At 65.8% G+C, this 22649-nt stretch carries 19 protein-coding genes, 1 pseudogene and 1 riboswitch; of the genes and pseudogenes, 10 read left to right on the forward strand and 10 right to left on the reverse strand.

From position 1 onward, the window contains the following. Nucleotides 1-66: 66 nt before the first annotated feature. Both UB43_RS23160 and UB43_RS23165 read right to left on the reverse strand, forming a co-directional pair. Complete coding sequence (locus UB43_RS23160) at nt 67-951, reverse strand: tetratricopeptide repeat protein (protein WP_045215851.1); 885 nt, start codon at nt 949-951, stop codon at nt 67-69. Nucleotides 952-1082: 131 nt separating this feature from the next. Beyond that, a pseudogene (locus UB43_RS23165) lies at nt 1083-2061 on the reverse strand (LysR family transcriptional regulator). Between the two features lie 63 nt (nt 2062-2124). Here UB43_RS23165 and UB43_RS23170 point away from each other — a divergent pair. The 3 genes from UB43_RS23170 to UB43_RS23180 are packed head-to-tail and all read left to right on the forward strand — an operon-like array spanning nt 2125 to nt 4683. Beyond that, a complete protein-coding gene (locus tag UB43_RS23170) occupies nt 2125-3369 on the forward strand; it encodes a D-amino acid dehydrogenase (protein ID WP_045215856.1) in 1245 nt (414 codons plus the stop codon). A gap of 24 nt (nt 3370-3393) precedes the next feature. After that, nucleotides 3394-3744, forward strand: coding sequence for a RidA family protein (locus UB43_RS23175; protein ID WP_045215859.1), 351 nt, complete (start codon nt 3394-3396; stop codon nt 3742-3744). Nucleotides 3745-3783: 39 nt separating this feature from the next. Further along, entirely contained in the window at nt 3784-4683 is a 900-nt protein-coding gene (locus UB43_RS23180; RefSeq protein ID WP_045215862.1) for a transporter substrate-binding domain-containing protein, read from the forward strand. A 5-nt stretch (nt 4684-4688) separates the two neighbouring features. Here UB43_RS23180 and UB43_RS23185 read toward each other — a convergent pair whose 3' ends face one another. Then, nucleotides 4689-5165, reverse strand: a complete 477-nt coding sequence (locus UB43_RS23185) for an NUDIX domain-containing protein (protein ID WP_052969597.1) — start codon at nt 5163-5165, stop codon at nt 4689-4691. Then, on the reverse strand, nt 5162-5590 hold the full coding sequence (locus UB43_RS23190; RefSeq protein WP_045215864.1) for a hypothetical protein: 429 nt from the start codon (nt 5588-5590) through the stop codon (nt 5162-5164). The genes UB43_RS23185 and UB43_RS23190 overlap by 4 nt, the downstream gene beginning before the upstream one ends. A gap of 178 nt (nt 5591-5768) precedes the next feature. Here UB43_RS23190 and pip point away from each other — a divergent pair, with 178 nt between their 5' ends. The 7 genes from pip (at nt 5769) to UB43_RS23225 (ending at nt 14295) form a co-directional block, all read left to right on the forward strand. Next, a complete protein-coding gene (gene pip / locus UB43_RS23195; protein ID WP_045215867.1) occupies nt 5769-6740 on the forward strand; it encodes a prolyl aminopeptidase in 972 nt (323 codons plus the stop codon). Further along, nucleotides 6737-7174: a D-aminoacyl-tRNA deacylase gene (gene dtd / locus UB43_RS23200; RefSeq protein WP_024764182.1), complete on the forward strand. Its 438-nt coding sequence runs from the start codon at nt 6737-6739 to the stop codon at nt 7172-7174. The genes pip and dtd overlap by 4 nt, the downstream gene beginning before the upstream one ends. A 201-nt stretch (nt 7175-7375) precedes the next feature. Continuing rightward, nucleotides 7376-8944 (forward strand): glucan biosynthesis protein G, encoded by a 1569-nt coding sequence (locus UB43_RS23205; RefSeq protein WP_082085893.1) that lies wholly within the window; start codon nt 7376-7378, stop codon nt 8942-8944. Further along, entirely contained in the window at nt 8937-11510 is a 2574-nt protein-coding gene (mdoH, locus tag UB43_RS23210; protein WP_045215871.1) for a glucans biosynthesis glucosyltransferase MdoH, read from the forward strand. The genes UB43_RS23205 and mdoH overlap by 8 nt, the downstream gene beginning before the upstream one ends. A gap of 224 nt (nt 11511-11734) precedes the next feature. Further along, entirely contained in the window at nt 11735-12532 is a 798-nt protein-coding gene (locus tag UB43_RS23215) for a transporter substrate-binding domain-containing protein (RefSeq protein ID WP_045215873.1), read from the forward strand. A 73-nt stretch (nt 12533-12605) separates the two neighbouring features. After that, nucleotides 12606-13568, forward strand: coding sequence for an amino acid ABC transporter permease (locus UB43_RS23220; RefSeq protein WP_045215875.1), 963 nt, complete (start codon nt 12606-12608; stop codon nt 13566-13568). After that, nucleotides 13561-14295 carry an amino acid ABC transporter ATP-binding protein gene (locus UB43_RS23225; RefSeq protein WP_045215878.1) on the forward strand — a complete coding sequence of 245 codons (735 nt, stop codon included), beginning with the start codon at nt 13561-13563 and terminating at the stop codon, nt 14293-14295. Before UB43_RS23220 ends, UB43_RS23225 begins: the two co-directional genes overlap by 8 nt. A 215-nt stretch (nt 14296-14510) precedes the next feature. On the opposite strand, the gene UB43_RS23230 is transcribed toward UB43_RS23225, so the two are convergent. From UB43_RS23230 to UB43_RS23255, 6 genes are all read right to left on the reverse strand, one after another. Next, nucleotides 14511-16616, reverse strand: a complete 2106-nt coding sequence (locus tag UB43_RS23230) for a DEAD/DEAH box helicase (protein ID WP_045215881.1) — start codon at nt 16614-16616, stop codon at nt 14511-14513. Between the two features lie 154 nt (nt 16617-16770). Continuing rightward, on the reverse strand, nt 16771-17619 hold the full coding sequence (gene metF / locus UB43_RS23235; protein ID WP_045215883.1) for a methylenetetrahydrofolate reductase [NAD(P)H]: 849 nt from the start codon (nt 17617-17619) through the stop codon (nt 16771-16773). Between the two features lie 54 nt (nt 17620-17673). Beyond that, nucleotides 17674-18204 carry an HD domain-containing protein gene (locus UB43_RS23240; protein ID WP_045215885.1) on the reverse strand — a complete coding sequence of 177 codons (531 nt, stop codon included), beginning with the start codon at nt 18202-18204 and terminating at the stop codon, nt 17674-17676. 65 nt (nt 18205-18269) lie between these two features. Next, nucleotides 18270-19676, reverse strand: a complete 1407-nt coding sequence (gene ahcY / locus UB43_RS23245; RefSeq protein ID WP_045215888.1) for an adenosylhomocysteinase — start codon at nt 19674-19676, stop codon at nt 18270-18272. A gap of 22 nt (nt 19677-19698) precedes the next feature. Next, nucleotides 19699-19811: riboswitch (S-adenosyl-L-homocysteine riboswitch) on the reverse strand. Between the two features lie 274 nt (nt 19812-20085). After that, nucleotides 20086-21309 (reverse strand): CaiB/BaiF CoA-transferase family protein, encoded by a 1224-nt coding sequence (locus UB43_RS23250; RefSeq protein ID WP_045215890.1) that lies wholly within the window; start codon nt 21307-21309, stop codon nt 20086-20088. Between the two features lie 138 nt (nt 21310-21447). Further along, nucleotides 21448-22629 carry an acyl-CoA dehydrogenase gene (locus UB43_RS23255; protein WP_045215893.1) on the reverse strand — a complete coding sequence of 394 codons (1182 nt, stop codon included), beginning with the start codon at nt 22627-22629 and terminating at the stop codon, nt 21448-21450. Nucleotides 22630-22649: the final 20 nt, after the last annotated feature.

Consider the following 22649-nt stretch of genomic DNA (forward strand, 5'->3'; position numbering starts at 1 on the left):
GGACCACGCATCCCGGCGGCGCTGCCCCGCTGTGGCAGGGGCTGTTTTTTCATCCGAGGTGGCGCTTCACGGCTGCACACCTTCCAGCGTGCATTCGATGTGCTCGACGCCTCGCTGGTCGTTCGCCCATTCGACCAGCACTGCCCGCAGTTCGGCTTCGTCGGCGGTCGCGACGGCGAGCAGCTGCTCCTGCTGCCAGCTTTCCTCTTCCTCCAGTTCGTGATCGTGGTGCTCGTGCGGATGGCCTTCCGAACACTGGCGGCAGAGCACGCGCACGTTCTTCGACCAGGACTCGTTGGCAATGTCCAGCTCATCCAGGCGTTGCTGCAGGTCGTCGAGGTCCTCCGGGCAACTGAGCCGGAGGTCGATTTCATAGGTGCTGTGCGGGGACGCAGTGAACAGCTCCAGCACATTGAACACGGGATATTCACGGCCCTGGTTCTCGCGGTAGCCGACCGCGGCGCCGTCATGCAGGACGATGTCGCCATGGCGGAACCCCGAATCAGGGTAGGGGATGTTCAGCAGGCTGGCGCGTACCGGGTCGATACGCTGCGCCCATACGACTTCGGCGCTCTCGTCGGCATTCAGGCGTACCGGGGTCATGCCGAAATCGGCCTCGATCGGCTGGTCGCCCAGCTCGATGGCGATCCCGCGGCGGTTCCACACGGCCCGTGCGCAGCCCCAGTCCCGCAGCGCGGTGGCGGCGATGGCGAGGTTCCAGTTGGCCGCTTCATCGTCCGGCGCCAGGTCGACGGCTTGCTGGTTGTAGCGCTGCGAGGCGGGCCAGTCACCGCGGTATTTGTAGATCAGGCCGATGTTGTAATGGGTTTCCGATTTCTCCGGCGCGAGCTCGATGACCTGGAGATACAGCGCCAGGGCCGCCTCGGTATCGCCCTGGTCGTCCAGGGTCATGGCTTGTTCGTGCAGTGTGTCGGCTTTCTCGCGAGACATGGCTTTCCTTGTCGATTCTTGTCCAACGGTGTCCTGGGGCGCCCCAAGGGCGGAGAGGGGCGCAGATCGGTTGCTACTGTAAACGAAGGATGCCGCCTCGCCCGGTCTGCTCGCTCGCGCCACTCAGGAAACTACTCGAAGCGATGCTGCGCCAGTTGCCCTTCGGCATGCCGCACCAGCATTTCCAGCAACAATGCCTGGGTGTGCGGCGGCGTCTCATCGGCTCGGGTCAGGGCGTAGAGCGTGACCTTCACCGGAGGCGACAGCGGGCGCAGTGCGGTGAGTTGCTTGACCGCGCCCAGTGCCGTGAAGGGGTCGACCAGCGCCAATCCCGTGCCGGCTTCCACCAGCGTGCGCGCCAGTGCGTAGGTCTGTACCGCGATGCGCACGCGCGGTGGCGGTTCGACGTTGGCCAGGTGACTTTCCAGACGTGCTGAGAGCGGGTCGGAGGTGGACAGGCCGATCATCGGCTCGCCGGCCAGTTCGCCCAGCGTCAGCGCCTTGCCCAGTCGATCCTCCGGCCAATGCCCGCGTGGCGCCAGGGCCACCAGCGGGCCGCTGGCGATGGGCTGCGAGCGCAGGCCGGGGTGGTCGGTCTGCTGCAGGGTCAGGGCGAGGTCGAGCTCGCGCATCAGCAGGTTCTGGATCAACTCGCGGGAATGCTGGGTTGCCAGTTCGCAGCTGCTCTGCGGATAGCGGTCGGTCCATTCGCGGATCACCGGCGGTAGCAGCGACAGGGCCAGCGCCGGCGTGGCACCCACGCGCAGGCGGTTCTCCGGCTGGCCGCGCAGGCTCTGTGCCAGGCGGCGCACGCCCTGCAGGCTTTCCGTGACCTTGGCGACTTCGCGCTCCAGCTCCAGCGCCTCGGGGGTCGCCTGCAGTTTGCCGCGTACGCGCAGGAACAGCGGGAAGCCCAGCTGCTGCTCGGCGTGCTGCAGCACCTTGGTCACCGCTGGCTGGGAAACATGCAGCAATTGCGCGGCGCCGCTGACCGAGCCGGTCTCGCGGATGGCCTGGAACACTTCGATATGGCGCAGGCGCATGGCTTGCCTCCGTCAGCGGATTCGCCAAGGTATAACCTTGGTTTATGGGGTGCCCATGTTTATTCATTGTTCGCCGCCTGTCACCCCGCCCTAAGGTCGAGGGCTGGAATCGGTTGGCAGTGAGACGGCAATGGCACAGCGGGTTTGCATCATCGGCGCGGGCGTGGTCGGACTGGCCACGGCCCATGCGCTGGTCCAGGAAGGATTCGACGTCAGCGTGCTGGAGGCGCGGGATGCGGCCGGGCTGGAAACCAGCTTCGCCAACGGCGGCCAGCTCTCCTACCGCTACGTGGCACCGCTGGCGGATGCCGGCGTGCCGCAGCAGGCACTGGGCTGGCTGCTGCGCGGCGACTCGCCGCTGCGCCTGCGCCCGCGCCTGGATCCGGCGCAGTGGCGCTGGCTGCTGGAATTTACCGCGGCCTGCCGGCGCTCGGTGAACCAGGCCAATGCCAGGCATTTGCTGCGCCTTGCGCTGTTCAGCCAGAGCACGCTGGCGCAGTGGCGCGAAGACGGGTTGGATGGCTTCGACTGGCGGCGCAACGGCAAGCTGGTGGCCTTCCGCGATGAAGGCAGCTTCCGCAGTGCGCGGCAGAACCTGTCCGATCCTTCCGCGCAATTCGTGCTCTCGGCACAGCAGTGCCGCGAGCTGGACCCGGCGCTGGCGCGTGCGCCCTTCGTCGGTGGCATCCATACGCCGGACGAGGAGGTCGCCGACAGCTTCCTGTTCTGCCAGCGACTGGCCGAGCAGCTCCAGGCGTCCGGCCGTTGCCGCCTCATCTACGGGCATCCGGCGTCGAAGCTGATTCTGCGCAACGGCGCCGTGGCCGGAGTAGAGGCGGGCAGTCAGAGCTTCGAGGCCGATCACGTGGTCCTCGCCGCCGGCTACCGCAGCGCCGCGCTGCTGCCGGGCGGCCCGCGCCTGCCGCTCTATCCGCTGAAGGGCTACAGCCTGACCGCGCCGATCCGCGCCGAGGACCGCGCGCTGGAAGTAAGCCTCACCGACTACGACCGCAAGGTGGTCTATGCGCGCATCGGCGAGCGTCTGCGCATCGCTGCCATGGTCGACATCGTCGGCTTCGACCCGCGCCTGGAGCCCAAGCGGCTGGCGCTGATCCGGCAGCAGGCGGCGGATACGCTGCCGGACGCCTGCGACTACGGCGCCGCCATCGAATGGGCCGGCATGCGCCCGGCCACGCCCACCGGCGTGCCGCTGGTGGGGGCCTGCGGGCCGCGTGGCCTCTGGCTGAATCTCGGCCACGGCGCGCTGGGCTTCACCCTCGCCTGTGGCAGTGCGCAACTGATTGCCGCACAGATCGCCGGGCGTCAGCCGGATATCGACACGACCGGCCTGACGCCCGCGCGACTGGCCGGCTGATTCAATCGGATTTGGAGACTCACCATGCAACTCACACGCATCGCCACCAATGACCGCCTTTCCGGCGCTATGGTCTTCGGCTCGCTGGTGTTCCTCTCCGGGCAGGTGCCCGGGCAGGCCGCCGACATCCAGGGCCAGACCCGCGAAGTGCTGGCGAAGATCGACGCGCTGCTGGCCGAAGCCGGCACCGGGAAGGCGAACATCCTTAGCGCGACCATTTACCTCAAGGACATCGCGGCCGACTTCGAGGCCATGAATGGCGTCTGGTCCGCCTGGCTGCCGGAAGGCTGCGCACCGACGCGCACCACGGTGCAGGCGCTGCTGGCGCGCCCGCAGGTGCTGGTGGAAATCACGGTGATTGCCGCGCGGCCCTGAACCTCAACCCGACTCACAACAACAAGAAGGATCGCACCCATGAAACGACTTGCACTGGGAATGCTGGCGGCGTCCAGCCTGGTCTGCGCGCTGGCGCAGGCCGACGAGGCTCTGGACGGCACGCTGAAGAAAGTCGCCGAGCGCGGCACGATAACCCTGGGTTATCGCGACGCCTCGGTGCCGTTCTCCTACCTGGGCGACAACAGCGGGCAGCCCATGGGCTACTCGGTGGACCTGGCCGGCAAGGTGGTCGAGCGCATCCGGCAGAAGCTCGCCAAGCCTGACCTGGCGGTGAAGTACAACCTGGTGACCTCGCAGACGCGCATTCCGCTGGTGCAGAACGGCACGGTCGACCTGGAGTGCGGCTCCACCGGCGTCACCGCCGAGCGCCTGAAGCAGGTCGCCTTCTCCTACGGCTTCATCTACGTGAAGGGGCAACTGCTGACCGCCAAGGACAGCGGCATCCAGGGTTTCGACGACCTCAAGGGCAAGAACGTGGTGACCACTGCCGGCACCACCAACGAGCGCTACCTGAAGGCCTACAACGCCGAGCACAAGCTGGGCATGAACGTGGTCAGCGCCAAGGACCACGGCGAGGCCTTCCTCATGCTGCAGTCCGGCCGCGCGGTGGCCTTCTACATGGATGACGCGCTGCTTTACGGCGAGAAAGCCAAGGCCCGCGATCCGCACCAGTGGGTGGTGGTTGGGGAGCCGCAGTCGCGGGAGATCTATGCCTGCATGGTGCGCCGCGACGATCCGCAGTTCCTCGCGCTGGTCAACCAGACCCTGGCCGATCTCTACGCCTCGGGCGAAATCAAGGGCATCTACCAGCGCTGGTTCGAGCAGCCGATCCCGCCGAAGAACCTCAACCTGGAATTCCCCATGACCGCCGAGCTGCAGGCGATCATCGCCAAGCCCACCAGCGAACCGGTGCAGTAACGCCGCTAGCGTTGCAGGCCGAGGTGGCGGATCAGTGGCTGCGCCTCGGCCAGGCGCTCCCAGACATCGTCGAGCAATTCGGCGGGGTAGTAGGAGGGCAGGTGCGGCAGCTCCTGGCGCGGCACCCAGGCGACTTCGCGGATATCGAACTCGTCGCCACCCAGGCCGCGCAGGTTATCCAGGCTGACCTGGCCATCCCAGGCGTCGACGCGATAGAACAGCTCCATGTGGAAGCGCCCGGCCAGCGGCTCGGCGAACTCGCGTACGTAGACCAGCGGGCCGACTTCCACGGCCAGCCCGGTTTCCTCCCGGCATTCGCGGCGCACGGTGTCGCGGGTGGACTCGTCCTTGTCCGACTCGAAGCCGCCGCCCGGCGGGATCCAGTACTCGTCGCCGGCGACTGCATGGCGCACCAGCAGGATTTCGTCGTTGCGCAGCAGCAGGCCGGCGGCGCGGATGCGGTGTTGCAGGGGGGAAGTCATTGCCAGTCGAGCCTCGCCAGTTTCCATTCCGCGCCGTCGCGCCACCATTCCAGCTTCACGGAATAATGCCCGGCGCTGTCGGGGATGAGGTTCTCGGCGCCGGTGAGCGCTACCTGGGCGTCGGTATGGCCACGGTTGGCGTGGGTCGGGTCGATCCGGCTCTCGCTGCTGAGCAGGATCACCTTGACCTGCTGGTGGCGCAGGAACATCAGCGTCATGGTGCGCCTGGCCCACTCGCGGTCGAACTCGCCGTTGGCGCGGAAATCGCCGGCCAGCTGTTCGAGCACGGCCCCGCTATTCTTGGCTTCGAGGTTGTCCTGCAATTGCTTGACGGCGGCGTCCAGTTGCGCGCGCGGGTCGTCCCGGCCGCAGCCGCTCAGAGCGAACAGCAGCAGGAATAGAGAAAGAAACAACTTCCGTGGCATGGCTCACTAACTCCCTTATGGGTTTTTCGCTGGCCCGAGTATCATGCCCGACACCGTGGGGGCCGAAGACTTTCGATGGAAGTCGCGCCGCGGCAACGCGACTTTCTATTAGGTGGCGACAGGCCCTAGGATGGTTACTGGTCCGGAGCGACCGTACGCACTGATCCAGGAGCGAGCCATGCAAACTTTGTATCCGGAAATCAAGCCTTACGCGCGCCATGAACTGGCCGTCGAAGCGCCGCACGTCCTCTATGTGGACGAGAGCGGCACGCCCGACGGACTGCCGGTTCTGTTCATCCATGGCGGCCCGGGCTCCGGTTGCGATGCCATGTCGCGGCGCTTCTTCGATCCCAACATCTACCGCATCGTCACCTTCGACCAGCGCGGCTGTGGCCGCTCCACGCCCTACGCGAGCCTGGAGAACAACACCACCTGGCACCTGGTGGAGGATATCGAGCGCATCCGCGAGCACCTGGGCATCGACAAGTGGGTGCTGTTCGGCGGCTCCTGGGGCTCGACCCTGTCGCTGGCCTACGCCCAGACCCATCCCGAGCGCGTGCTGGCGCTGATCGTGCGCGGCATCTTCCTCTGTCGCCCGCAGGAAATCCGCTGGTTCTACCAGGAAGGCGCGAGCCGCCTGTTCCCCGATTACTGGGAAGACTACCTGGCGCCGATTCCCGCCGACGAGCACGACGACCTTCTGCATGCTTTCCACCGCCGCCTGACCGGCCCGGACCAGATCGCCCAGATGCATGCCGCCCGCGCCTGGTCCACCTGGGAAGGGCGTACCGCCACGCTGCGGCCGAACCCGGCAGTGGTCGAGCGCTTCGCCGACCCGCACCGCTCGCTGTCCATCGCGCGCATCGAGAACCACTACTTCGTCAACAACGGCTTCCTCGAGCCCGACCAGCTGCTGCGCGACATGCACAAGATTGCCCACCTGCCGGGAGTGATCGTCCACGGCCGCTATGACGTGGTCTGCCCGCTCGACAACGCCTGGGCGCTGCACAAGGCCTGGCCCAACAGCGAGCTGCAGATCGTCCGCGACGCCGGCCACGTGGCCGGTGAGCCGGGTATCACCGATGCGCTGGTGCGCGCCACCAACGAGATCGGCCGCCGCCTGCTGAACCTGCCGCCGGAGGCTGAATGAAGGGTTTGATCCAGCGGGTGCGAGGCGCCCGCGTCGAGGTCGACGGCGAAATCGTCGGTGCTATCGACCATGGGCTGCTGGCCCTGGTGGGGGTGGAGCCCCAGGACGACGAAGACTCGGTCAACCGTTTGTTGCACAAGCTGCTTAACTATCGAGTGTTTGGCGACGATGAAGGTAAAATGAACCTTTCATTGAGCGATGTCGGTGGCGGCCTGCTGCTGGTTTCGCAGTTCACCCTGGCCGCAGACACCCGCAAGGGCCTGCGACCGAGCTTTTCCAGCGCGGCGCCTCCTGCAAGGGGCGCCGCGTTGTTCGATCTACTCGTGGAACAGGCGCGAGAGCGTCATCCGCTGGTCGCCACTGGCCGTTTTGGCGCCAACATGCAGGTCCACCTGGTCAATGACGGTCCGGTGACCTTTCTACTGGAGGCTTGAACGCGCGGCAGCTTGTCATATCGCCGTGGGATGATGGTTAGGGCTTATGCACTTAGAACAATGCGCCTCCGGGAGCCCGAAGTACCCGTGGAAAGAATCGGGGAATCATTCAGGCTCACTGGGGTCGGAATTCAATCGCCAGCAGATTGGCATCGCCTTTGCTGGCTTTAATCGTTTTGTGTTCACGGACGAGGGGGACTCGTGATTTTCCGTTCCGTTCAACAACCGCTTTCGCGCCAAATCCTTCGCGGACTGGTCGGCTCCGCCCTGTTGGCGTTGAGCGCTACCCATGCCTGGGCCTTCAATCTCGACGACGTTGGCGAAAAGGCCAAGGCGCTGGCTGCAGAGAAGTACAGCGCACCGACGAGCAACCTGCCATCGGAATTCAGCGAAATGAAGTTCGCCGATTACCAGCAGATTCGCTTCCGTAACGAGAAGGCCTACTGGGCCGACGAGAAGACCCCCTTCAAGATCAGCTTCTATCACCAGGGCATGCACTTCGACACCCCGGTGAAGATCAACGAAGTCACGGCAACCGACGTCAAGGAGATCAAGTACGATCCCTCCCGTTTCGATTTCGGTTCGCTGAAATTCGACGCCAATGCCACCAAGGATCTGGGCTACGCCGGCTTCCGCCTGCTGTACCCGATCAACTCGCCGGACAAGCAGGACGAGATCGCCACCTTCCTGGGGGCGAGCTACTTCCGCATCATCGGCAAGGACCAGTGGTGGGGCCTCTCCGCCCGTGGCCTGGCGCTGGATACCGCGCTGCCGTCGGGTGAAGAGTTCCCGCGCTTCCGCGAGTTCTGGATCGAGAAGCCCAAGCCCAAGGACAAGCACCTGGTGATCTTCGCGCTGCTGGACTCGCCCCGCGCGACCGGTGCGTACCGCTTCACCATCCGTCCGGGCAACGACACCGTGGTCGACGTGAAGGCACGCGTGTTCCTGCGCGACAAGGTGAGCAAGCTGGGCCTGGCGCCGCTGACCAGCATGTTCCTGTTCGGCTCCAACCAGCCGTCGGAAGAGCACAACTTCCGTCCGGAGCTGCATGACTCCACCGGCCTGCAGATCCATGCCGGCAACGACGAGTGGATCTGGCGCCCGCTGAACAACCCGAAACACCTGTCCGTCAGCGCCTACAGCGTCGAGAACCCGAAAGGCTTCGGCCTGCTGCAGCGTGGCCGCGAGTTCTCCCGCTACGAGGACCTGGACGACCGCTACGACCTGCGTCCGTCCGCCTGGATCGAGCCGCAGGGCGACTGGGGCAAGGGTACCGTCGAGCTGGTGGAAATCCCGACCCCGGATGAGACCAACGACAATATCGTCGCCTTCTGGAACCCCGAGAAGCGCCCGGAAGCCGGCGAGCCGCTGGACTTCGCCTACCGCATGCGCTGGACCAAGGACGAGGAAGCCCTGCACGACGCGAAGAACGCCTGGGTCATGCAGACCCTGCGCTCGGTCGGCGACGTGAAGCAGAAGAACCTGATCCGTCAGCCTGATGGCAGCGTCGCGCTGGTCGTCGATTTCGTCGGCCCGACCCTGAAGGCGCTGGCCGGTGATGCCCCGGTTAGCACCCAGGTGAGCACCGACGACAATGCCGAGGTGAAGGAAAACGCACTGCGCTACAACGCAGTGACCAAGGGCTGGCGTCTGACCCTGCGGATCAAGGTCAAGGATCCGAAGAAGCCGACGGAAATGCGTGCTGCGCTGGTAAACGGCGGCCAGACCATTTCCGAAACCTGGAGCTACCAGCTGCCTGCCGATGAATAATTCCACCGCTACCACCGCGCCGGTGGCCGACTACCTCGCGCACCTGCCCCTTTCGGCGCAGGAGCGTGAGCGGCTGGCCAGGGCCGGTTCCTTCAGCGAGCTGCACGAGCAGCTCGCTGGCGATGTCGAGGGTGAGGATGCTGCGCTGGCTTCGGTCGGTGCGCGTCTGCGCCACGGCTACGGCCAGGACCTCGACGATGCGCAGATGCTGGGCATGGACGACAACGGCCGCACCTACCTCAAGGCCGCGCCGCCGATCCAGCGCACCAAGGTGATTCCCGAACCCTGGCGCACCAACCCGATCATGCGCGGCTGGCGCCGCCTGACCGGACGCAGCAACCCCTCCAAGCCCTCCCGCGACCTGCCCAAGGCGCGCTGGCAGCGGGTCGGCTCGCTGCGCCGGTTCATCCTGGTCCTGCTCATGCTCGGCCAGACCAGCGTCGCCACCTACTACATGAAAGGCATCCTGCCCTATCAGGGCTGGGCCTTCGTCGACCTCGAAGAGATCAACCGCCAGACCTTCCTGCAGACCCTGGAGCAGGTGCTGCCGTATGTCATCCAGTTCGGCGTGCTGGCGCTCTTCGCCATCCTCTTCTGCTGGGTGTCGGCGGGATTCTGGACGGCCCTGATGGGCTTCTGGGAGCTGCTCACCGGCCGCGACCGCTACCGCATCTCCGGCAGTAGCGCGGGCAGCGAGCCGATCGCCGCCGATGCGCGCACCGCCATCGTCATGCCGATCTGCAACGAGGACGTGCCGCGTGTCTTCGCCGGCCTGCGGGCGACCTACGAATCGGTGGCGGCCAGTGGCGAACTGGATCGCTTCGACTTCTTCGTACTCAGCGACACCAACCAGCCCGATATCGCCATGGCCGAAGAAAAGGCCTGGATCGAGCTGTGCAAGGAAGCCCTGGGCTTCGGTCGCATCTTCTACCGTCGCCGCCGGCGCCGGGTGAAGCGCAAGAGCGGCAACATCGACGACTTCTGCCGTCGCTGGGGCGGCCAGTACAAGTACATGGTCGTCATGGACGCCGACAGCGTGATGAGCGGCGACTGCCTGACCAAGCTGGTGCGCCTGATGGAGGCCAACCCGGAGGCTGGCATCATCCAGACCGCGCCCAAGGCGTCGGGCATGGATACCCTCTATGCGCGCATGCAGCAGTTCGCCACCCGCGTCTACGGCCCGCTGTTCACCGCCGGCCTGCACTTCTGGCAGCTGGGCGAATCCCACTACTGGGGCCACAACGCGATCATCCGGGTGAAACCCTTCATCGAGCACTGCGCCCTGGCGCCGCTGCCGGGCAAGGGTTCCTTCGCCGGTGCGATCCTCTCCCACGACTTCGTCGAAGCCGCGCTGATGCGCCGCGCCGGCTGGGGCGTGTGGATCGCCTACGACCTGGAAGGCAGCTACGAGGAATTGCCGCCCAACCTGCTGGACGAGCTCAAGCGCGACCGCCGCTGGTGCCACGGCAACCTGATGAACTTCCGGCTGTTCCTGGTCAAGGGCATGCACCCGGTGCACCGCGCGGTGTTCCTCACCGGCGTGATGTCCTACCTGTCGGCGCCGCTGTGGTTCTTCTTCCTGGTGCTGTCCACCGCGTTGCTGGCGGTGCACCAGCTGATGGAGCCGCAGTACTTCCTCGAGCCGCGCCAGCTGTTCCCGATCTGGCCGCAGTGGCACCCGGAAAAGGCCATCGCCCTGTTCTCCACCACCCTGACCCTGCTGTTCCTGCCCAAGCTGCTCAGCGTCATGCTGATCTGGGCCAAGGGCGCCAGGGGCTACGGCGGCGTGATCAAGGTGACCCTGAGCATGCTGCTGGAGATGTTCTTCTCCGTGCTGCTCGCGCCGGTGCGCATGCTCTTCCACACCCGCTTCGTGCTGGCTGCGTTCCTCGGCTGGGAAGCCCAGTGGAAGTCGCCGCAGCGTGACGACGACGACACCCCGTGGAGCGAGGCGATTCGTCGCCATGGCCTGCAGACCCTGCTGGGCCTGTGCTGGGCGTTGCTGGTGGCGTGGCTGAACCCGCGTTTCCTGTGGTGGCTGTCGCCCATCGTCGGCGCGCTGATGCTGTCGATCCCGGTCTCGGTGATCAGCAGCCGGGTCAAGCTGGGCCTGGCCTCGCGCGACGAGAAGCTGTTCCTCATTCCCGAGGAATACGACACCCCGCGCGAATTGCGTGCCACCGACGAGTACACCTACCAGAACCGCTGGCAGGCGCTGAAGGACGGCTTCGTCCGTTCCGCCGTCGACCCGGTACTGAACGCCCTGGCCTGCGCCATGGGTACCGCCCGCCACGGCCAGTCCGCCGCCATCGAAGCGACCCGCACCGCGCTGGTCGAGAAGGCGCTGGAAGCCGGCCCCGAGCAGCTCGACGGCAACCGCCGCCTGGCGCTGCTGAGCGACCCGGTGGCGCTGTCGCGCCTGCACCTGGCGCTCTGGCAGGGCGACAAGGAACAGTGGATCGGTCCCTGGCGGCAATCGCTGCAGGCCGATGCCCATGCCCCGGCGGTGCCCCTGGCGCCGGTCGCGGAGCAGGGCGCCATGGCGCTGCCCGCCGCGCAATCCTGAGCCTGCGTCTCCCCCATCCCGCCCGGGATGGGGGAGACGTGGCGGTTTAGCCTGTTTTCCCCGCGCACCGCTGCTGGTACCCTGCGCCAGCTATCCAGAAAAGATTGAGATATCCGCCGCATGGGGTACGCTTCGCACCTTTTGCGCGCACGGCATGCCTTGGCGCGCCTGGCTCGATCGCTGGAAAAAACAACAAGTTCTTTCACTTGCTTGGGAGTATGGGGATGAAAAAGTACCTGGCATCGCTGGTGATGGGCGTTTGCGCCCTGGTCAGCGTGGGCGCGGCTCAGGCCGGCGCCATCGATGAAGCGGCCAAGCGCGGCACCCTGCGCGTGGGCATGGACCCGACCTACATGCCGTTCGAGATGACCAACAAGCGTGGCCAGATCGTCGGTTTCGAAGTGGACCTGCTCAAGGCCATGGCCAAAGCCATGAACGTCAAGCTGGAGCTGGTCTCCACCGCCTATGACGGCATCATCCCGGCCCTGCTCACCGACAAGTTCGACATGATCGGCTCGGGCATGACCCTGACCCAGGAACGCAACCTGCGCCTGAACTTCTCCGATCCCTTCATCGTGGTCGGCCAGACCCTGCTGATCCGCAAGGAACTGCAAGGCGAGATCAAGTCCTACAAGGACCTGAACGACGCGAAATACCGCATCACCTCCAAGATCGGTACCACCGGCGAATTCGTCGCCAAGAAGCAGCTGTCCAAGGCCCAGTACCATGGCTTCGACAACGAGCCCGAAGCGGTCATGGACGTGGTCAACGGCAAGGCCGACGCCTTCATCTACGACTCGCCCTACAACGTCGTCGGCGTGAGCAAGTTCGGCGCGGGCAAGCTGGTGCACCTGGACCAGCCGTTCACCTACGAGCCGCTGGCCTTCGGCCTGAAGAAGGGCGACTACGACTCGATCAACTTCATCAACAACTTCCTCAAGCAGATTCGTGAAGACGGCACCTACGATCGCCTGCACGACAAGTGGTTCAAGAGCACCGACTGGCTCAAGGACATGGAATAATCCACGTCTGACGCTGGTTGACCCGACGCGCAGGCCCTGGGCCTGCGCGTTCGCATTTTCACGGTAGAGATTCGTGACTAGAACGAAACGCGCAACCTGGCCCTGGCACGGGCTGACCGGACTGATCCTGCTGTTGATCGGCCTGGCCCTCTGGTACTCCACTTCGCTGATTTCCTACGAGTGGCGCTGGAACCGCGTCCCGCAGTACTTCGCCTACCAGGCCGAAGAACCCCTGCGTGCGGACAGCGTCTCGCGGGTAGAGAAGATCGAGGATCAGGGCGGTAACGCCCGCGTCACCCTGGTGGACGAGGACGGCAAGCAGCAGGTGCTGACCGTGGCTGCCGACAGCCTGCAGTTCTCCGAGAACGACGATGTCGCCGAGGGTGATGTCGTCGGCGCGACCCGCCACTGGGCTGCCGGCCCGCTGGCCTGGGGCCTGTGGACCACGGTGTGGATCTCCTTCGTTTCCGGCGCACTGGGCCTGTTCATCGGCCTGTTCACCGGTCTCTGCCGCCTGTCGAAGAACCCGACCCTGCACGACCTCTCGACGCTCTACGTCGAGCTGGTGCGCGGTACGCCGCTGCTGGTGCAGATCTTCATCTTCTACTTCTTCATCGGCACCGTGCTGAACCTCTCCCGCGAGTTCGCCGGTGTGGCGGCGCTGGCGCTGTTCACCGGTGCCTATGTGGCCGAGATCGTCCGTGCCGGCGTGCAGTCCATCGCCCGTGGCCAGGATGAAGCCGCGCGCTCCCTGGGCCTGAACGCCGCGCAGTCGATGCGCCACGTGATCCTGCCGCAGGCCTTCAAGCGCGTGCTGCCGCCGCTGGCCGGGCAGTTCATCAGCCTGGTCAAGGACACTTCCCTGGTCTCGGTGATCGCCATCACCGAACTGACCAAGAGCGGCCGCGAGGCGATCACCACCTCGTTCTCCACCTTCGAGATCTGGTTCTGCGTCGCCGCGCTCTATCTCGTGATCAACCTGCCGCTGTCGCATCTGGCGGGGCGCCTGGAGCGGAGGCTCGGCCAAAGTGATTGAAGTCCGTAACCTGACCAAGGTCTTCGATACCCGCGGGCAGGTCGTGCGCGCGGTGGATGACGTCACCACCGGCGTGGCCAAGGGCGAGGTCGTGGTGGTGATCGGGCCGTCCGGCTCGGGCAAGTCTACCTTCCTGCGCTGCCTGAACGGCCTGGAGGAGTTCGACTCCGGCTCCGTGAGCATCGACGGCCTCGACCTCGCCAACCCCAAGACCGACATCAACGCCTACCGTCGCGAAGTCGGCATGGTGTTCCAGCACTTCAACCTGTTCCCGCACATGACCGTGCTGGAGAACCTGTGCCTGGCGCAGAAAGTCGTGCGCAAGCGCGGCAAGGCCGAGCGCGAAGCCAAGGCCCGTGCGCTGCTGGAAAAGGTCGGCATCGGCCAGAAGGCCAATGAGTACCCATCGCGCCTTTCCGGCGGCCAGCAGCAGCGCGTGGCGATTGCCCGTGCGCTGTGCATGGAGCCGAAGGTGATGCTGTTCGACGAGCCCACCTCGGCGCTCGACCCGGAGATGGTCGGCGAGGTGCTGGACGTGATGAAGACCCTGGCCGTGGAAGGCATGACCATGGTCTGCGTGACTCACGAAATGGGCTTCGCCCGCGAAGTGGCCGACCGCGTGCTGTTCTTCGATCACGGCAAGCTGCTGGAGGACGCCGCTCCGGCGGAGTTCTTCGCCCAGCCCAAGGATGCGCGCGCGCAGTCGTTCCTGCGGCAGGTGCTGTGAGGTTTTCGTCGCCGTGAAAGAGCCGCCTTCGGGCGGCTTTTTTGTGTTTGATCGGGGGCGAGGGATGGCTGTGGTAGGAGCGGACTCTGTCCGCGATGGCATTCGGCGCGATGCGGACCTATCGCGGACGGAGTCCGCTCCTGCGGTCACGGGGGCACCGGCGACAAATCCCGGACAAAAAGAAACCGCCCCGGAGGGCGGTTTCTTCTACAGCATCACTCGCGGTTGCGGGTCAGCAGTGCGGGACGCTCGGTCTTGCGGCGCGGTTCCAGCTCTTCCAGCTGCTCCGGCGTCGGGAAGCGGTCGGTACGAACCAGGTCGCGCTTGTTGATCACCACCGGCTGGCGGGTCGGCTTGGCGGCGCCGTATTCGCTCGGCTCGCGCAGCGGGGCGTCGTTCATGCGCGAAGCCGGAGCCTTGCCACCGCGCTTGCGCTGGCCGGCCTTGCCCTGAGCGTTGCCACCCTGGCCTTGGCCCTGGGGGCGACTGCCGCCGTTAGGCTTCTTGGCGGCACGGCCCTGACCTTGCCCTTGCCCTTGGCTGCGGCCTTGACCACTTCCGCCCTGGCCGCCGCCCTGACCACCCTGGCCGCGAGCGCGCTGCTGGCCCTGACCCTGGTTCTGGCCCTGGCCCTGGCCCTGACCTTGCCCCTGACCGCCACGGCGGCGCTGGCCGCGTTGCTGGTCCTTGTCCGGGAACGGGCTGACGTAGTCGGCACGGTTGCCGAAGTTGTCAAAGTCGTCGTCGAGGAACTCTTCCGGATCGCGGTTACCGTTGGCCTCGGCCTTTGGTGCGCGAGCCGGCTTGGCCTGCTGCTGGCGGCCCTGACCCTGCTGCTCCTGCGGCTGGCGGGGCTGGCGCGGTTGACGGGGCTCGCGCGGTTCGCGCGGCTCACGAGCCTGGGCGTTGGCGTTCGGCTGAGCGTCGCCGCCCTGGCCGTCGCCCTTCTTCTTGCCGCGACCGCCACGACGGCGGCGCTTGCCGGCCGGCTTGTCGCCGTCGCTGGCTTCACCTTCGGCGTTGGCAGCGGCGCTCTGCTGCTCTTCGGCCTGTGGCTGTTGCGGCTTGTCCTTGTTGCGGTCCTTGCGCTCGCCGCGCTTGGCCTTGTCCTTGCGCGGCTGGCGCTGGGAGGCTTCCTTCGGCTCGGGCTGCTGGACTTCCGGCAGCACGGTGTCGGGGTCGAAGCCCAGCATGTCGCCATCGGGGATGCGCTGCTTGGTCAGGCGTTCGATGGCCTTGAGCAGCTTGTCTTCGTCCGGTGCCACCAGCGAGATGGCTTCACCGGTACGGCCGGCGCGGCCGGTACGACCGATACGGTGGACGTAGTCTTCCTCGACGTTGGGCAGCTCGTAGTTGACCACGTGAGGCAGTTGGTCGATGTCCAGGCCGCGGGCGGCGATGTCGGTGGCGACCAGGATGCGCACGTCGTTGGCCTTGAAGTCGGCCAGGGCCTTGGTGCGCGCGTTCTGGCTCTTGTTGCCGTGGATCGCGGCGGCCGGCAGGCCGTGCTTGCTCAGGTATTCGGCGAGGCGGTTGGCGCCGTGCTTGGTGCGGGTGAACACCAGCACCTGTTCCCAGGCGCCCATGGTCACCAGGTGCGCCAGCAGGGCGCGCTTTTGTACCGACGGAATGCGGAACACGCGTTGTTCGATGCGCTCGACGGTGGTGTTCGGCGGGGTGACCTCGATACGCTCCGGGTTGTGCAGGAGCTTGTTGGTGAGGTCGATGATGTCTTTGGAGAAGGTCGCCGAGAACAGCAGGTTCTGGCGCTTGGCCGGCAGCTTGGCGAGGACCTTCTTCACGTCGTGGATGAAGCCCATGTCGAGCATGCGGTCGGCTTCGTCGAGGACGAGGATTTCCACGCGGGACAGATCGACGCTGCCCTGGCCGATCAGGTCGAGTAGGCGGCCGGGGCAGGCGACCAGGACGTCGACGCCCTTGGACATGGCCTGGACCTGCGGATTCATGCCGACGCCGCCGAAGATGCAGGCGCTTTTCAGGGGCAGGTCACGGGCATAGACCTTGAAGCTGTCGTGCACCTGGGCAGCCAGCTCGCGGGTCGGGGTCAGTACCAGGACGCGGGCCTGGCGCGGGCCGTGGCGGTGTTCGCGGTCCGGGTGGCCTTCGGGGAACAGGCGTTCGAGCACCGGGAGGGCGAAGCCACCCGTCTTGCCGGTGCCGGTCTGGGCGGCAACCATGAGGTCGCGGCCTTGCAGTACAGCGGGGATGGCGCGTTCCTGGACGGGAGTGGGGCGCGCGTAGCCGGCGGCTTCAACGGCGCCTGCCAGGGCCTCGGAGAGACCGAGGGAAGTAAAGGACATGCGGGGTTCCTGTAGGCCGGCGACCTGCCGGCTCGAGGGCGCGTGATTTCAGGCTCGGGGCGAGCGCTCAGCCGATGGCTGGAAGCACCCCGTCCACGATACGCCGGCGTTGCGCTGGCCGGGATCGCGGACGGTAAGCCCGGAGCAATGATCCTCAGCGGGGGAGCTTGAGGTTGTTCCAGAGCGCCAGGCTGGGTTCAGCCTGGTTCAGGGTGTAGAAATGCAGACCGGGTGCGCCGCCCTCGAGGAGGCGTTCGCACATGTCGGTGATGACCTGCTCACCAAAGGCCTGGATGCTGGCGATGTCGTCGCCGTAGGCTTCCAGCTGCTTGCGAATCCAGCGGGGGATTTCCGCGCCACAGGCGTCGGAGAAGCGGGCCAGTTTGGTGTAGTTGGTGATCGGCATGATACCCGGTACGACCGGAATGCTGACACCGAGTTTCTCTGCACGCTCGACAAAATGGAAGTAGCTGTCGGCGTTGAAGAAGTATTGTGTGATGGCAGAGTCGGCGCCGGCTTTGACCTTGCGCACGAAATTCGCCAGATCATCCTCGAAATTGCGCGCTTGCGGGTGAACTTCCGGATAGGCGGCAACTTCGATGTGGAAGTGATCGCCGGTTTCGGCGCGGATGAATTCCACCAGTTCGTTGGCGTAGCGCAGCTCGCCGCTGGCCATGCCCATGCCCGACGGCAGGTCGCCGCGCAGGGCGACGATGCGACGGATGCCGGCGTCCTTGTAGTGGGCCAGCAGGGCGCGCAGCTCGGGCTTGGTGTCGCCGACGCAGGACAGGTGCGGTGCGGTCGGCACCTTCACATCGCCGTCCAGCTGCAGCACGGTGGTCAGGGTACGGTCGCGAGTGGAGCCGCCGGCACCATAGGTGCAGGAGAAGAAGTCGGGCTTTTTCGCGGCCAGCTGGCTCGCAGTGGCCAGCAGTTTTTCATGGCCGGCTTCGGTCTTGGCGGGGAAGAACTCGAAGCTGAAACGGCGTTCTTTCTGACTCATGGTCGTTCCTTCGGCGCCGCGTCATCGCGTGGCTGCCGGCATGTGCCGTCGACTTCAGAAGTAACGGCGGTAGTTGTCTATCTTCGTGCGCAGTCGCTCGGCGCTGGGCTCGTGCGCATGGCCGAGGACGGCCAGGATGCGCTGCGACTGAGCATGGTATTCGGCAATCTTGCTCCGCGCCCAGGTCGAGGGTGGCGGCTGCAGGTTGGTGATCCGGTCGCACAGCTTGACGATCGCATACTGCGGCGCGCCGGTCGCCAGCCTTTCGAGGTAGATGTCGAATGGCAGCTTCTCGCCATTCACCATCTTGCTCAGGCACTGGGCGCCCTCGGCGACGAACTCGCCGAAACGCGTCTGCAGTTCCTCGAAGGGCACCGGGGTGTCTTCGAGCACATCGTGAAGCAGGGCGATCTGGACGGTTTCCGACAGGCGCTGGATGGGCGCTTCGCGGTCGGCCGCCATCACTTCGTTGGTCACCATCGCCAGGTGGACCACGTAGGGCAGCGTCGAGGCGGTCAGCGTCTGTCCGGCGTGCGCGCCGGCGGCGAAGATCCAGGCCTGGTTGTAGCTGTCCTGCAGGTCCATGCAAGGTTTCCAGTGACGCCCAATGGCAAAGAGGGCAGACGATTGCTCGTCTGCCCTCTGGCACATCAGTAGCGGTAGGTGTCCGGCTTGAAGGGGCCTTCCACGGTCACGCCGATGTACTCGGCCTGTTTCGGGGTCAGCTGGGTGACGACGCCACCGAAGCCTTTCACCATTTCCAGGGCCACTTCTTCGTCCAGTTTCTTCGGCAGTACTTCGACGGTCAGGCGCTGGGCTTTCTTCTCGGCGGAGAGGTCGGCGTACTTCTGCTCGAACAGGAAGATCTGCGCCAGCACCTGGTTGGCGAAGGAGCCGTCCATGATGCGGCTCGGGTGGCCGGTGGCGTTGCCCAGGTTCACCAGACGGCCTTCGGCCAGCAGGATCAGGTAGTCGTCATTGGCCGGGTCGAAGTCGCCGGCGCCGGTGCGGTGGATCTTGTGCACCTGCGGCTTGACCTCTTCCCAGGCCCAGGTCTTGCGCATGAAGGCGGTGTCGATCTCGTTGTCGAAGTGGCCGATGTTGCACACCACGGCGCGCTTCTTCAGCGCTTTCAGCATGCCGGCGTCGCAGACGTTGACGTTGCCGGTGGTGGTGACGATCAGGTCGATCTTGCCCAGCAGGGCGGCGTCAACGCTGGCTTCGGTGCCGTCGTTCAGGCCGTTCTTGTACGGGGAGACCAGCTCGAAGCCGTCCATGCAGGCCTGCATGGCGCAGATCGGGTCGATCTCGGAGACCTTCACGATCATGCCTTCCTGACGCAGCGACTGGGCGGAGCCCTTGCCCACGTCGCCGTAGCCGATCACCAGGGCCTGCTTGCCCGACAGCAGGTGGTCGGTGCCGCGCTTGATGGCGTCGTTCAGGCTGTGACGGCAGCCGTACTTGTTGTCGTTCTTGCTCTTGGTGACCGCGTCGTTGACGTTGATCGCCGGGACTTTCAGGGTGCCGGCTTTAAGCATGTCGAGCAGGCGGTGCACACCGGTGGTGGTCTCTTCGGTGACGCCGTGGATGCGCTCGAGCATCTGCGGGTATTTCTTGTGCAGGATTTCGGTCAGGTCACCGCCGTCGTCCAGCACCATGTTGGCGTCCCACGGTTGGCCATCCTTGAGGATGGTCTGCTCGATGCACCACTCGTACTCCTGCTCGGTCTCGCCTTTCCAGGCGAACACCGGGATACCGGCGGCGGCGATGGCGGCAGCGGCCTGGTCCTGGGTGGAGAAGATGTTGCAGGAAGACCAGCGGACCTCTGCACCGAGCGCAGTGAGGGTCTCGATCAGCACGCCGGTCTGGATGGTCATGTGGATGCAGCCGAGGATCTTCGCGCCTTTCAGCGGCTGGCTGGCGGCGTACTTGCGGCGCAGGCCCATCAGTGCCGGCATTTCGGATTCGGCAATGATCAGCTCGCGGCGGCCCCAGGCGGCCAGGGAAATGTCGGCGACTTTGAAGTCGGTGAAACCGGCAGGCGTGACAGCGCTCATGCGTAACTCTCCATTCGTTGTCTGCGAATGGGCGCCGTTGATGCGTTTGGCGATCGGCGGTTGCCGACCGTGACGCGCCCCGTCCGAGCCTGACAAGCCGAAGCGAATCGACCTGCTGCAGCGCCCCTCGGACAGGTGGCGGGAACGACCGGGCAGCGCCGGCCGTTATTGAAGCTTGCGGATTATAGCCATGGCGCATGACAAGCCAAAGGCTTTTGGTCGCGTTCGCGCACTGGATCGCGCCCGGGTTCCCCGCCGCGCCCGCGCCAGGGGCCGTGAAAACCCTGGCGCGGGCGTCGTTTCGGGGATCGGGGCCGCTGCGGGGGCAGGTGCCGGTTGTCAGTCGCAGGGCGGATAAAGCGGCACGCTTTATCCGCCCTACGGGGACGTCGTTGTTCGGAGAGGAACGTCAGATCACGCCGTCGTCGCGCAGCTTGCCGATGGCGGCCTGGTCCAGGCCCAGCACGCCTTCGAGGATTTCCTGGGTGTGCTGGCCGAGGGTTGGCGGGGCGTTGCGGTATTCCACGGGCGTCTCGGACAGGCGGATCGGGCTGGCGACCTGCGGCACTGTGCCGGCCAGAGGATGCGGCAGGTCCACGCGCAGCCCGCGGGCGATGACCTGCGGATCGGCGAACACCTGTGCCAGGTCATTGATCGGCCCGCAGGGCACGCTGGCCTGTTCCAGCACGGCTATCCACTCGGCGGTGGTGCGCATCACGGTGGACTGGCGGATCAGCGGGATCAGCACTTCGCGGTGTGCCACGCGCGCCTTGTTCGTCGCGAAACGCTCGTCGGTGGCCCACTCCGGGTGGCCCGCCAGTTCGGCGAACTTGCGGAACTGGCCGTCGTTGCCGACGGTGAGGATGAAGTCGCCATCGGCGGTGGGGAAGTCCTGGTACGGCACGATGTTCGGATGGGCATTGCCCAGGCGGCGCGGCGGGTTGCCGGTGGTCAGGTAGTTCAGGGTCTGGTTGGCCAGGCAGGCGACCTGCACGTCCAGCAGCGCCATGTCGATGTGCTGGCCGATGCCGCTGACGTCGCGGTGGGCGAGGGCGGCGAGGATCGCGGTGGACGAGTAGAGGCCGGTGAGGATGTCGGTCAGCGCGACGCCGACCTTCACCGGGCCGGCGCCTTCCTCGGCGTCGGAACGGCCGGTCAGGCTCATCAGGCCGCCCAGGCCCTGGATCATGAAGTCGTAGCCGGCGCGCTTGGCGTAGGGGCCGAACTGGCCGAAGCCGGTGATCGAGCAGTAGATCAGCTTGGGGTTGAGCGCCTTCAGCGACTCGTAGTCCAGGCCATAGGCCTTCAGGCCGCCAACCTTGAAATTCTCCAGCACGATGTCGGCCTTGGCCGCCAGTTCGCGCACCAGGCGCTGGCCTTCGGGCTGGGTGAAGTCGATGGTCAGGGATTTCTTGTTGCGGTTCGCCGACAGGTAGTACGCCGCTTCACTGGTGTCGCGGCCGTCGGCGTCCTTGAGGAACGGCGGGCCCCAGGCGCGGGTGTCGTCGCCGCTGCCGGGACGCTCGATCTTGATCACTTCCGCGCCGAGGTCGGCGAGGATCTGCCCGGCCCAGGGACCGGCGAGAACGCGGGAGAGGTCGAGGACACGGATGTGCGAAAGGGCGCCGGACATGCAATCACCTGCAGCTTGGATAGGGGCGGGGAGGGCGCAGTGCGGGGACTCCACGGTCCTCCCCGGGGCCTCTCGGGCGAGAGGTAAAGCGTGCGCTGGCTCGCTCTCCCGATGAGGCGGGCCAGCGCGGGGTACTACTTAGAAGAACGCCTGGATGCCGGTCTGGGCGCGACCGAGGATCAGCGCGTGGACGTCGTGGGTACCTTCGTAGGTGTTCACCACTTCCAGGTTGACCAGGTGGCGGGCGACGCCGAACTCGTCGGAGATGCCGTTGCCGCCGAGCATGTCACGGGCCAGACGAGCGATGTCCAGGGCCTTGCCGCAGCTGTTGCGCTTCATGATCGAGGTGATTTCGACGGCGGCGGTGCCTTCGTCCTTCATCCGGCCCAGGCGCAGGCAACCTTGCAGGGCGAGGGTGATATCGGTCTGCATGTCGGCCAGTTTCTTCTGGATCAGCTGGTTGGCGGCCAGCGGGCGGCCGAACTGCTTGCGGTCCAGGGTGTACTGGCGAGCGGTGTGCCAGCAGGCTTCGGCGGCACCCAGGGCGCCCCAGGAGATGCCGTAGCGGGCGGAGTTCAGGCAGGTGAACGGACCACGCAGGCCGCGTACGTCCGGGAAGGCGTTTTCTTCCGGGCAGAACACGTTGTTCATCACGATCTCGCCGGTGATCGAGGCGCGCAGGCCGACCTTGCCGTGGATCGCCGGGGCGGAGAGGCCTTCCCAGCCTTTTTCCAGGACGAAGCCGCGGATCTGGCCTTCGTCGTCCTTGGCCCAGACCACGAAGACGTCGGCGATCGGGCTGTTGGTGATCCACATCTTGGCGCCGGTCAGGCGGTAGCCGCCGTCGACTTTCTTGGCGCGGGTGATCAGCGAGCCCGGGTCGGAGCCGTGGTCCGGCTCGGTCAGGCCGAAGCAGCCGATGTATTCGCCGCTGGCCAGTTTCGGCAGGTATTTCTGCTTGGTGGCTTCGTTGCCGAATTCGTTGATCGGCACCATCACCAGGGAGGACTGCACGCTCATCATCGAGCGGTAGCCGGAATCGATGCGCTCGACTTCGCGGGCGATCAGGCCGTAGCACACGTAGTTCAGGCCGCTGCCGCCGTACTGTTCGGGAATGGTCGCGCCGAGCAGGCCGGTTTCGCCCATCTCGCGGAAGATCGCCGGGTCGGTCTGCTCATGGCGGAAGGCTTCCAGCACGCGCGGGGCCAGCTTGTCCTGGGCGAACTGCTGGGCGCTGTCGCGCACCATGCGCTCTTCTTCGGTGAGTTGCTGATCCAGCAGCAGCGGATCTTCCCAGTTGAAGCTTGCTTTGGTCGCCATGGAGAACCTCGAACGCAGAC

It is taken from the genome of Pseudomonas sp. 21, assembly GCF_000955805.1.
Taxonomy (GTDB): Bacteria; Pseudomonadota; Gammaproteobacteria; order Pseudomonadales; family Pseudomonadaceae; genus Pseudomonas.